Origin of the sequence: Enterobacter cloacae complex sp. 2015409 (assembly GCF_041365315.1) — a bacterium.
Taxonomy (GTDB): Bacteria; Pseudomonadota; Gammaproteobacteria; order Enterobacterales; family Enterobacteriaceae; genus Enterobacter; species Enterobacter pseudoroggenkampii.
Genome location: NZ_JBFTVM010000004.1, coordinates 1 through 11,584 on the forward strand (window position 1 = coordinate 1; position 11,584 = coordinate 11,584).

Consider the following 11,584-nt stretch of genomic DNA (forward strand, 5'->3'; position numbering starts at 1 on the left):
TACCGCTCGACTTGCATGTGTTAGGCCTGCCGCCAGCGTTCAATCTGAGCCATGATCAAACTCTTCAATTTAAGTTTGATGCTCGTGAATTAAACTTCGTAATGAATTACGCATGTTCACTCAGAGACTTGGTATTCATTTTTCGTCCGAGGACGTTAAGAATCCATGTCACTTTGAGTGCCCACACAGATTGTCTGATAAATTGTTAAAGAGCAGTGCCGCTTCGCTTTTCGCTGCGGCGCGGGGTGTGCATAATACGCCTTCCCGCTTCAGAGTCAAGCGTTTATTTTCGCTTTTCTCTGCTGACCCGGCGGCGTGTGTGCCGTTGTTCCGTGTCAGTGGAGGCGCATTATAGGGAGTAATTCCGAACCTGCAAGGATAAAGTGAAATTTATTTACTGACTGCTCACTTTCCAGGCAAAACCAACTCCAGACCTCAATTTTCGCCTGGTTTTTAAACAAAAACGAGCCGCAAGCGGCTCGTTTTTGCGTTTTGTGACTTACTGCACTGCCACAATGCGATCGTCGTTGGCTTCCAGACGAATAACTTTGCCTGGAATCAACTCTCCGGAGAGGATCTGCTGCGCCAGCGGATTTTCGATCTGCTGCTGGATAGCACGTTTCAATGGACGCGCACCGTAAACCGGATCGTAACCATTCTCGCTCAGCAGCTTCAGCGCCTCGTCGGAGATGTGAATTTCATATCCACGTTCTTCCAGACGTTTGTACAGACGCTGCAGCTGGATCTGCGCAATCGACGCAATGTGTTTCTCACCCAGAGGATGGAATACCACCACTTCATCAATACGGTTGATGAACTCCGGACGGAAGTTATGGCTCACCACACCGAGCACCAGATCCTTCATATGGCTGTAGTCCAGTTCACCGAAACGTTCCTGAATCAAATCAGAACCCAGGTTCGAGGTCATAATGACAACCGTATTACGGAAGTCGACCGTTCTCCCCTGCCCGTCGGTCAGACGCCCATCATCCAGCACCTGCAACAGGATGTTGAACACATCCGGGTGTGCTTTTTCCACTTCATCCAGCAGGATGACGGAATAAGGACGACGGCGAACCGCTTCCGTCAGGTAACCGCCTTCTTCATAACCGACATATCCCGGAGGCGCACCGACCAGACGCGAGACGGAGTGTTTCTCCATAAACTCGGACATGTCGATACGCACCATCGCATCGTCGCTGTCGAACATAAAGTTAGCCAGCGCTTTACACAGCTCGGTTTTACCGACACCGGTCGGCCCCAGGAACAGGAACGAACCGATAGGACGATTAGGATCGGAAAGCCCCGCACGGCTACGGCGAATAGCGTTCGATACCGCCTCAACCGCTTCGTTTTGACCAATCACACGATTGTGGAGATCGTTCTCCATGCGCAGCAGTTTTTCACGCTCGCCTTCCAGCATGCGCGCCACCGGAATACCGGTCCAGCGAGCAAGCACTTCCGCGATTTCTGCATCCGTCACCTTATTACGTAACAGACGCATCGTTTTCCCTTCTGACTGCGTCGCTATCTCAAGCTGTTTTTCCAGCTCAGGAATTTTGCCGTACTGCAGTTCAGACATCCGCGCCAAATCGCCGACACGGCGAGCCTGCTCAATGGCAATTTTTGCCTGTTCAAGTTCAGCTTTAATGGTCTGCGTACCGGAAAGGGATGCTTTCTCGGCTTTCCACTCTTCTTCCAGCTCAGAATACTGGCGCTCTTTATCGTCCAGTTCTTCATTGAGCATATCGAGGCGTTTCTTACTGGCTTCATCAGACTCTTTCTTCAGCGCCTGCTGTTCCAGCTTGAGCTGAATGATGCGTCGGTCAAGCCGGTCCAACTCTTCCGGTTTCGAGTCAATCTGCATACGAATGCTGGATGCCGCCTCATCAATCAGGTCGATCGCTTTATCCGGCAGCTGACGGTCAGCGATATAACGATGAGAAAGCGTCGCTGCCGCAACGATGGCCGGGTCAGTGATCTGCACGTGGTGGTGCAGTTCATAGCGCTCTTTCAGACCACGCAGGATCGCGATGGTATCTTCAACGCTTGGTTCAGCAACAAACACTTTCTGGAAACGACGTTCCAGCGCAGCATCTTTCTCAATGTACTGACGGTACTCATCCAGCGTAGTAGCGCCGACGCAGTGAAGCTCACCGCGCGCCAGCGCAGGTTTCAGCATGTTCCCGGCATCCATCGCGCCGTCTGCCTTACCCGCGCCAACCATGGTGTGCAGTTCATCGATAAACAGGATAACGTTGCCTTCCTGCTTCGCCAGGTCGTTAAGCACGCCTTTCAGACGCTCTTCGAACTCGCCGCGGTATTTCGCACCGGCCACCAGCGCGCCCATGTCCAGCGCCAGCACGCGGCGGCCCTTCAGGCCTTCCGGCACTTCACCGTTGACGATACGCTGCGCCAGCCCTTCAACAATGGCGGTTTTACCGACACCCGGTTCACCAATCAGCACCGGGTTGTTCTTGGTACGACGCTGCAGTACCTGAATGGTACGGCGGATTTCTTCATCACGGCCGATAACCGGGTCAAGTTTGCCCTGTTCAGCACGCTCGGTCAGATCGACCGTAAATTTCTTCAAAGCCTGACGTTGGTCTTCGGCTCCCTGATCGTTCACGCTTTCACCTCCGCGCATTTTCTCAATCGCCTGAGTCACATTGGCGGTGGTCGCACCGGCAGATTTCAGCAGGTCGGTCAAGGTACCGCGTGATTCAAGCGCCGCCAGAACAAATAGCTCTGACGAAATAAAGTTGTCCCCACGTTTTTGCGCCAGCTTGTCGCAAAGGTTCAGCACGCGCACCAGATCCTGCGACGGCTGAACGTCGCCGCCGGTCCCTTCGACCTGCGGCAAACGGCTCAGCGCCTGATCGATAGCGGTGCGTAACTGGCCAGCATTAATGCCAGCGGACGTTAATAAAGGACGTACCGATCCCCCTTCCTGATTCAGCAAGGCGCTCATTAAATGAAGAGGTTCGATAAATTGGTTGTCGTGCCCCAGTGCGAGGGACTGGGCATCGGCGAGAGCAAGCTGGAATTTATTAGTAAGACGATCCAGACGCATAACTCCTCCCATAACAGGTCAAATTTGCTACTGGAGATTAAATGAGGTCATCCCTCAATTATTCAAGGTTAATGACCTGAATTATGTGAAAAGAAAACGGCACGTACCGGATCGTCTTGATTCTTTAGGTTATATCAGCCAAATAAAACTTGCCATACGACCAGTGGTCTTGTCGCGGCGATAAGAGAAAAAATCACCCTTTTCGGTGAATGTGCAGCGATCGCCGCCGGAGATCTGCGTTACGCCCACGTTATTCAAACGCTGACGCGCAAGCTGGTAAATATCGGCCAGATATTTATCTCCAGAAGGCAGGAAGGCGTCCACCGCTTGCGGATCTTTATCCATAAAGGCGTCGCGGACCTCTGGGCCCACTTCAAAAGCGCGAGGACCAATGGCCGGGCCAAGCCAGGCCATAATATTGGCGGGCTCATCCTTAAAACAGGCGACGGTTTCTTCCAGCACGCCTTCACACAGTCCACGCCAGCCCGCGTGTGCTGCAGCCACCTCGGTACCTGCACGGTTGCAGAACAGCACTGGCAGACAATCGGCGGTCATTACGGCACAAACGGTTCCCGGAGTATTGCTGTAAGAGGCATCAGCGCGTTTAGAAGCATAGGGTTCTCCCGTCAACTTCAGCACCGCCTTGCCGTGAACCTGTTCCAGCCAGACCGGCTTCGACGGCAAGTTCCCCGCAGCAAACAGACGCCTGCGGTTCTCTTCCACGTGTTCCAGGTTGTCACCACAGTGCGCACCGAGGTTCAATGACTCCCACGCGCCCTGGCTAACACCGCCAGTGCGGGTTGAACTGCAGGCAGCCACGCCAGCAGGCAATGGCCACTCCGGGACAATCAGTTTGGTCATAACCAGTCCACTTGATCCTTATGTTCTTCGAAATCAGCACGCATGGCGTCAATAAGATCCACCATATCCTGAGGGATAGGCGCATGCCACTCCATCTGAATGCCGGTGATAGGATGGTAAAGACGCAGCATCGTCGCGTGCAGCGCCTGACGATCGAATTTACGCAATACGCTGATGAACTCATCCGATGCGCCTTTAGGCGGACGCGGACGGCCACCGTAGACCTGATCGCCCACCAGCGGATGGGTAATGTGGGCCATATGCACACGGATCTGGTGAGTACGCCCGGTTTCCAGGCGCAGACGCAGGCGCGTATGAATACGGAAGTGTTCCATAATGCGATAGTGCGTCACCGCCGGTTTACCCATCGGATGCACCGACATATGGGTACGCTTGGTTGGGTGACGGCTGATAGGCTCCTCCACCGTTCCGCCAGAGGTCATATGCCCAATGGCTACCGCTTCATACTCACGGGTGATTTCGCGCAGCTGCAGCGACTCCACCAGACGTGTCTGAGCAGGAACGGTCTTCGCCACCACCATCAAACCCGTGGTGTCTTTATCCAGACGGTGCACGATGCCCGCGCGCGGGACATCCGCGATCGGTGGATAGTAATGGAGAAGTGCGTTAAGTACCGTACCGTCAGGGTTCCCCGCGCCCGGATGAACAACCAGGTCGCGCGGCTTGTTGATCACCAGAATGTCATCATCTTCATAGACGATGTCCAGTGGGATATCCTGCGGCTCGAAGCGGATTTCCTCTTCGATTTCAGCATTGATGGCGACAGCTTCCCCACCTAACACTTTCTCTTTTGGTTTGTCCCAGATCTTGCCGTTTACCAGCACGCGCTGGTCAAGGATCCATTCTTTTATGCGTGAACGCGAATAATCAGGGAACAATTCGGCCAAAGCCTGATCTAAGCGTTGACCGAGCTGATTTTCGGAGACTGTTGCGGTGAGTTCTACTCGTTGTGCCATAAACTGCTTCTTCGTTTAACGTTGGGTTTTACGGCTTTGCCGTTTAATATAGTGTGCTATTGTAGCTGGTCTTAATCGGGAGCAGGAACAGAGTTTCTCCCGGACAAACATTTGAGGAAAGTCAAAACGTCATGACGCGCATGAAATATCTGGTGGCAGCGGCCACGTTGAGCCTGGCTTTGGTGGGCTGCTCCGGTTCAAATGAACAGGTCCCTGACAATCCGCCGAATGAAATCTATGCGACTGCACAACAAAAGTTGCAGGACGGTAACTGGAAACAGGCGATAACGCAACTGGAAGCGTTGGATAATCGCTATCCATTTGGTCCGTATTCGCAGCAGGTACAGTTAGATCTCATCTACGCATACTATAAAAATGCCGATCTGCCGCTGGCTCAGGCAACCATCGATCGTTTCATGCGTCTGAACCCGACTCATCCTAACATCGACTACGTGATGTACATGCGCGGTCTTACCAACATGGCGCTGGACGACAGTGCGCTGCAGGGCTTCTTCGGCGTGGATCGTTCCGACCGTGACCCGCAGCATGCGCGTGATGCTTTCAATGACTTCTCCAAGCTGGTGCGCGGCTATCCGAACAGTCAGTACGTGACCGACGCCACAAAGCGTCTGGTGTTCCTGAAAGATCGTCTGGCGAAATATGAATACTCCGTGGCGGAATACTATACCCGCCGTGGCGCATGGGTTGCCGTGGTTAACCGCGTAGAAGGTATGCTGCGTGATTACCCGGATACTCAGGCAACGCGCGACGGCCTGAAGCTGATGGAAAATGCTTACCGTCAGATGCAGATGACCGCTCAGGCTGAAAAAGTGGCGAAAATCATCGCCGCGAACAGCAGCAACACCTGATTTTGCCTCAATGCAAAACGGCAGCCTTCGGGCTGCCGTTTTTTTATTCGTTTCTGAGCGTCGCTGAAGCGCGCTAGCCTCAACACATCCTGTCAACTATGGCCCCAATTTATGCCTTCTACAAGGTAAATCTCACCTCTTCCTGCCCTGCCTCACAAAAAAGATTCCCTGACAAAAACCGACAAAATAACGTGATATAAATCACACATTTTGACATTAGGTCGGGTATGCTGGAATCACCAAGACGGAAAGACAAGAGGTAAAATTTATGACAATGAACATTACCAGTAAACAAATGGAAATTACTCCGGCAATTCGCCAGCACGTCGCAGACCGTCTCGCCAAACTGGATAAATGGCAAACACATTTGATTAATCCACATATCATCCTGTCCAAGGAGCCGCAGGGTTTCATCGCTGACGCAACTATCAATACTCCAAACGGCCATCTGGTCGCCAGCGCAAAACACGAGGATATGTACACCGCTATTAACGATTTGATCAACAAGCTGGAACGGCAGCTCAATAAAGTGCAACACAAAGGTGAAGCCCGTCGCGCCGCAACATCGGTGAAAGACGCCAGCTTCGCGGAAGAAGTTGAAGAAGAGTAATCCTTTAAATTGAGTGTACCGCCAACGCGCCTTCGGGCGCGTTTTTTGTTTTTTATTGACAGGGTGAAAACAGTACGGGTACTTTAACGGTATCACTCACAGGATGACTTTATGAAACTTACGCCGTTCTTCTTCGCATTCTTTTTTACCTTCCCCTGAACGGGAGGCGTTTCGTCGTGTGATAAAGAATGCGAAGACGAACAACAAGGCCTCCCACACCGGGGGGCCTTTTTTATTGATAACGATAAAATGAGACAGGCAACACTATGACACCGGAAAACCCGTTACTGGATCTGCGCGTAAAAATCAGCGCGCTGGATGAGAAACTGCTGGCGCTGCTGGCCGAACGCCGCGCCCTTGCCGTTGAAGTGGGCAAAGCCAAGCTGGACTCCCATCGTCCGGTCCGTGATATCGACCGCGAGCGGGATCTGCTGGAACGTCTCATTCAGCTCGGCAAAGCGCATCACCTCGATGCCCACTACATTACCCGGTTGTTCCAGCTCATCATCGAAGATTCCGTTCTCACCCAGCAAGCGCTACTCCAGCAGCATCTCAATAAAACCAATCCGCATTCTGCGCGTATCGCCTTCCTCGGGCCCAAGGGCTCTTATTCTCACCTGGCCGCACGTCAGTATGCCGCACGCCATTTCGAAGAATTTATTGAAAGCGGCTGCGCGAAGTTTGCCGACATTTTTAACCAGGTCGAAACCGGTCAGGCGGATTACGCCGTGGTGCCGATTGAGAACACCAGCTCCGGTGCCATCAACGACGTCTACGACTTGCTGCAGCACACCAGCCTGTCGCTAGTCGGCGAGCTGACGATCCCTATCGATCACTGCGTGCTGGTCTCCGGCTCAACGGACCTGAACACGATCGAAACGGTCTACAGCCACCCGCAGCCGTTCCAGCAGTGCAGCCAGTTCCTGAACCGCTATCCGAACTGGAAAATTGAGTACACCGAGAGCACCTCGGCGGCGATGGAAAAAGTGGCGCAGGCGAACTCCCCCACCGTCGCGGCGCTCGGCAGCGAAGCGGGCGGCGCGCTGTATGGTTTACAGGTGCTGGAACGCAACCTGGCAAACCAGACACAAAACATTACCCGCTTCGTGGTGCTGGCCCGCAAGGCAATCAATGTGTCTGACCAGGTACCGGCTAAAACCACGCTGCTGATGGCCACCGGCCAGCAGGCCGGTGCGCTGGTTGAAGCCCTGCTGGTGCTGCGTAATCACAACCTGATCATGACGAAGCTGGAATCACGTCCGATCCACGGTAACCCGTGGGAAGAGATGTTCTACCTCGATATCCAGGCCAACCTGGAATCTGCGTCCATGCAGAAAGCCCTGCGCGAGCTGGGCGAGATCACACGTTCCATGAAGGTGCTGGGCTGCTACCCGAGCGAAAACGTCGTCCCGGTCGATCCGAGCTAACGTTCGATAAAGCGGCTTTTCTTCATCCCTGCCACGTTAACCGGCAGGGTGAAGATGGCGCCGGAGAGCGGATACTTCGCCACCTCTTCTGCATCCATATTTTCCCGCGTGGTGGTAATAAACAGCATTTTCATGTCATCGCCGCCAAAGCAGACCATCGTCGGGCAACGTACCGGCATGCGGTATTCTTCCAGTTGCTCCCCTTGCGGTGAAAAACGCGCAATCCGCCAGCCGTCAAACAGCGCGCTCCAGTAGCAGCCTTCCACGTCCATCGCCGCGCCGTCCGGAATCCCTTCCCCCTCTTTAAACTGACGAAACACCTCGCGCCTGCCGGGTTCGCCCTGCCCATCAAGCGGGGTACGGTAGATCACACCGTTTGGCGTGTCTGAGGTAAACATCCACTGCTTATCCGGGCTAAACGCTAAGCCATTGTGACCGTGAATATCGCACTGGATCACCTTCGGCGTCAGATCGTTGTCGATGCGCATCAGCAGGGCGCCGTTGTAATCTCCCGGTCCCCAGAACGTGCCCGCATAGAACCGGCCCTGATGGTCGGTGCCCCCATCGTTAAAACGCGCCAGCTGCGGGTTAGAGGGGTTATCGCACACCTTGCGCTGCAGAAGGCCATGCTTATCGGCAAGCCAGATGCCATTGCGCATGGCGACGATAAACCCGCCGCGCTCGCGCAGCGCGAAACAGCCCACCTCCTCGTGGAAAGAAAGTACGGTGTGTTCCGCCGCCGGCAGATGGTAGCGGTGGATCTCCCCTTCCAGAATATCGGCCCAGTAGAGCGCGTGCTCTTCTGCGCTCCACGTCGGGCATTCAGGCAGATGCCCGGTGTAATTCAACAGCAGCTGCGGTTCGGCCATGACAGTTCCCCAAAATGAAAAAAGCCAGCGATGCTGGCTTTCAGTATATACATCATCGCATTACTGGCGACTGTCATTTGCCTGGCGCAACAGCGTCCGGCTCTCACTCTGGAAACGCTGCGCGTAATCGCCAAACCAGTGCTCGACCTTGCGGAAGCTGTCGATAAACGCCTGCTTGTCTCCGTGCTCCAGCAGCGTAATGGCTTCCCCAAAGCGCTGATAGTAGCGCTTGATCAGCGCCAGGTTGTTCTCGGAGGACATAATAATGTCCGCGTAAAGCTGCGGATCCTGCGCGAACAGGCGCCCGACCATCGCCAGCTCCAGACGATAGATCGGTGAAGAGAGTGCCAGCAGCTGTTCAAGCTGCACGTTCTCTTCCGCCAGATGCAGGCCGTAGGCAAACGTCGCAAAGTGGCGCAGCGCCTGAATGAACGCCATGTTCTGATCGTGCTCGACCGCGCTGATGCGGTGCAGTCGCGCCCCCCATACCTGAATCTGTTCCAGGAACCACTGATAGGCTTCCGGCTGACGACCATCGCAGTAAACCACCACCTGCTTAGCCAGGCTGCCGCTGTCCGGGCCAAACATTGGGTGCAGGCCCAGCACCGGGCCGGTATGTGCAGCCAGCATGGCCTGTAGCGGACCATTTTTGACAGAGGCCAGATCCACCAGGATGCAATCTTTCGGCAAAGGAGGCAGCTTTTCGATGATCTGCTCCGTCACGTGGATCGGCACGCTGACGATAACCATCCCGGCATCTTTCATGAGTTCCGGTGCCTGCGCCCAGTCCTCTTTTTCCAGAATGCGCACCTGATAGCCAGACAGCGTCAGCATTTTTTCAAACAGACGCCCCATCTGCCCTGCACCGCCGACAATCACCACCGGACGCAGGGACGGGCAGAGAGTTTTAAAACCCTTGTCGTTTTCGCTGGAATAGGACTCCCGCATCACGCGACGCAGAACATCTTCAATCAGGTCGGGAGAAACGCCCAGCGCCTGCGCCTCTTTGCGACGGGAGGCCAGCATGGAGGCCTCGCGCTCCGGGACGTAAATCGGCAGGCCGTATTTGCTTTTCACCTCACCCACTTCGGCAACCAGCGCCATACGGCGCGCCAGCAGATCCAGCAGCGCCTTATCCACTTCATCAATTTGATCGCGCAGTGCGGTCAATTCAGCAACCATAACTAAACCTCTTAAGCCAGACGCGTCGCCAGCTGGCCGTTCAAATCTTTGTGGATCTCACGCAGCAGTGCATCGGTCGTCTCCCAACTGATGCAGGCATCCGTCACGGAGACGCCGTGCTTCATGGCACTGCGCGGTTGTTCAGATGACTGATTGCCTTCATGAATATTGCTCTCGATCATCAGACCGATAATCGAACGGTTACCATCTTTGATCTGTGCGACCACAGATTCCGCAACCGCTGGCTGGCGACGGTAATCTTTATTCGAATTACCATGACTGCAATCTACCATCAGTGCCGGGCGCAGTCCCGCCTGCTCCATCTCTTTTTCACACTGCGCCACGTCCGCCGGGCTGTAGTTCGGGGCTTTCCCGCCGCGCAGGATCACATGGCCATCGGGGTTGCCCTGCGTTTGCAGGAGGCAGACCTGGCCCGCCTGGTTGATACCGACAAAACGGTGCGGCATGGCGGCAGCACGCATAGCGTTGATCGCCGTCGCCAGGCTGCCATCGGTACCGTTTTTAAAGCCAACCGGCATCGACAGACCCGACGCCATCTCGCGGTGGGTTTGCGATTCCGTGGTACGCGCACCAATCGCGGACCAGCTGAACAGATCGCCAAGGTATTGCGGGCTGTTCGGATCCAGCGCTTCGGTTGCCAGCGGCAGCCCCATGCTGACCAGCTCCACCAGCAGGCGACGCGCAATCTTCAGGCCTGCTTCCACATCAAACGAGCCATCCATGTGCGGATCGTTAATCAACCCTTTCCAGCCGACGGTAGTACGTGGCTTCTCAAAATAGACGCGCATCACCAGATAGAGGCTATCGCTGACCTCCTCCGCTAATGTTTTAAATCGACGAGCGTACTCAATGGCGGTTTCAGGATCGTGAATGGAGCAAGGACCGCATACCACCAGCAGGCGCGGATCGCGGCCGGCGATAATGTCAGAAATGGTCTGACGAGAGTGCTCAATCTGAGCCTCCTGCGCGACGCTCAGCGGAAATTCTGCTTTCAGTTGATCCGGAGTAATTAAAACCTGTTCGTCAGTGATATGTACATTGTTCAGCGCGTCTTTTTGCATGATGGCGATCCTGTAAAGCTCGTTTGCGATAGTTGTTTTCCTCGATGAGGTGAGACCACGATACCATAAAAAGTAAACATTTCAATCCAAAATACGTACAGATTAGTTTACATATGCCAATTTATTGCAAAAATCAGCCGATAAAAACGTAAACTTTAAATTACAGACAGATTTTCTTTAGCCAGGCTATGCTGAAGAAAAAAGGAGAATGGCTATGCGTTCAATTGCTCTCGCGCTGTTGTCGCTGTTTTTAACGGGCTGTCAGATCAATCCTTACACCTTCCAGCCCGACTGGACCAGCCCATCCTGGTTTGATGCCGGTAAAGAAGACGCCATGAATGGCCTGCCGGTTAAAGATAACCAGGCCCTGGCCGATAGTTTTAACGACACGCACGTCGATCGTAGTGAATATCTTCGCGGCTATGCCGATGGTCAGAAGAAAGTCTGCGAAGAAGGATTTATTCATGCCTGGGGATTAGCAGGGAAATCTTTCCCTGCCAGCTGCGATACTGCCGAAAACGCGGCAACACTGCGTGCGTCATGGCAGAAAGGGATGGATGAAAGTATGCGCTCCAGCAGACTCAATTAAGTCTGTTTTTATCCACCGGAAAATACACAACAGTAGGATTTAGCT

At 54.1% G+C, this 11,584-nt stretch carries 11 protein-coding genes, 1 rRNA gene and 1 other annotated feature; of the genes, 5 read left to right on the plus strand and 7 right to left on the minus strand.

Going from position 1 to position 11,584, the window contains the following annotated elements:
* The 4 genes from ACDO57_RS17930 to rluD all read right to left on the minus strand — a co-directional run.
* A 16S ribosomal RNA gene (locus ACDO57_RS17930) occupies window positions 1-71 on the minus strand; the annotation flags it as partial.
* Window positions 72-499: 428 nt separating this feature from the next.
* On the minus strand, window positions 500-3,073 hold the full coding sequence (clpB, locus tag ACDO57_RS17935) for an ATP-dependent chaperone ClpB (RefSeq protein WP_032646889.1): 2,574 nt from the start codon (window positions 3,071-3,073) through the stop codon (window positions 500-502).
* 129 nt (window positions 3,074-3,202) lie between these two features.
* Window positions 3,203-3,934 (minus strand): purine nucleoside phosphorylase YfiH, encoded by a 732-nt coding sequence (yfiH, locus tag ACDO57_RS17940; protein WP_090418264.1) that lies wholly within the window; start codon window positions 3,932-3,934, stop codon window positions 3,203-3,205.
* The gene (gene rluD, locus ACDO57_RS17945; RefSeq protein WP_023308866.1) at window positions 3,931-4,911 is read right to left on the minus strand and encodes a 23S rRNA pseudouridine(1911/1915/1917) synthase RluD; all 981 of its coding nucleotides are present in this window, start codon (window positions 4,909-4,911) and stop codon (window positions 3,931-3,933) included. Before rluD ends, yfiH begins: the two co-directional genes overlap by 4 nt.
* A gap of 131 nt (window positions 4,912-5,042) precedes the next feature.
* Between rluD and bamD the strand changes: the two genes are divergently transcribed.
* The 4 genes from bamD to pheA all read left to right on the plus strand — a co-directional run bounded on the left by bamD (window position 5,043) and on the right by pheA (window position 7,817).
* Window positions 5,043-5,780 (plus strand): outer membrane protein assembly factor BamD, encoded by a 738-nt coding sequence (bamD, locus tag ACDO57_RS17950; RefSeq protein ID WP_023308867.1) that lies wholly within the window; start codon window positions 5,043-5,045, stop codon window positions 5,778-5,780.
* Window positions 5,781-6,048: 268 nt separating this feature from the next.
* Window positions 6,049-6,390 carry a ribosome-associated translation inhibitor RaiA gene (gene raiA, locus ACDO57_RS17955; RefSeq protein WP_003863162.1) on the plus strand — a complete coding sequence of 114 codons (342 nt, stop codon included), beginning with the start codon at window positions 6,049-6,051 and terminating at the stop codon, window positions 6,388-6,390.
* Between the two features lie 110 nt (window positions 6,391-6,500).
* Window positions 6,501-6,626: a sequence feature (Phe leader region), on the plus strand.
* On the plus strand, window positions 6,502-6,549 hold the full coding sequence (gene pheL / locus ACDO57_RS17960; protein ID WP_100249759.1) for a pheA operon leader peptide PheL: 48 nt from the start codon (window positions 6,502-6,504) through the stop codon (window positions 6,547-6,549). It overlaps the preceding feature by 48 nt.
* Window positions 6,627-6,656: 30 nt before the next feature.
* Window positions 6,657-7,817 carry a bifunctional chorismate mutase/prephenate dehydratase gene (pheA, locus tag ACDO57_RS17965; RefSeq protein ID WP_061714606.1) on the plus strand — a complete coding sequence of 387 codons (1,161 nt, stop codon included), beginning with the start codon at window positions 6,657-6,659 and terminating at the stop codon, window positions 7,815-7,817.
* Here the strand turns inward: pheA and ACDO57_RS17970 are convergent.
* Genes ACDO57_RS17970 through aroF form a run of 3 tightly spaced genes read right to left on the minus strand, consistent with a single transcriptional unit; the run spans window position 7,814 to window position 10,950 of the window.
* Window positions 7,814-8,686, minus strand: a complete 873-nt coding sequence (locus tag ACDO57_RS17970) for an SMP-30/gluconolactonase/LRE family protein (RefSeq protein WP_370884355.1) — start codon at window positions 8,684-8,686, stop codon at window positions 7,814-7,816. The two genes, pheA and ACDO57_RS17970, sit on opposite strands and share 4 nt — an antisense overlap.
* Before the next feature lie 60 nt (window positions 8,687-8,746).
* A complete protein-coding gene (tyrA, locus tag ACDO57_RS17975; RefSeq protein ID WP_024908344.1) occupies window positions 8,747-9,868 on the minus strand; it encodes a bifunctional chorismate mutase/prephenate dehydrogenase in 1,122 nt (373 codons plus the stop codon).
* A gap of 11 nt (window positions 9,869-9,879) precedes the next feature.
* Entirely contained in the window at window positions 9,880-10,950 is a 1,071-nt protein-coding gene (gene aroF, locus ACDO57_RS17980; protein WP_024908343.1) for a 3-deoxy-7-phosphoheptulonate synthase AroF, read from the minus strand.
* A 214-nt stretch (window positions 10,951-11,164) separates the two neighbouring features.
* Here aroF and ACDO57_RS17985 point away from each other — a divergent pair, with 214 nt between their 5' ends.
* On the plus strand, window positions 11,165-11,539 hold the full coding sequence (locus tag ACDO57_RS17985; protein ID WP_024908342.1) for a DUF2799 domain-containing protein: 375 nt from the start codon (window positions 11,165-11,167) through the stop codon (window positions 11,537-11,539).
* The last annotated feature ends 45 nt before the right edge of the window (window positions 11,540-11,584 follow it).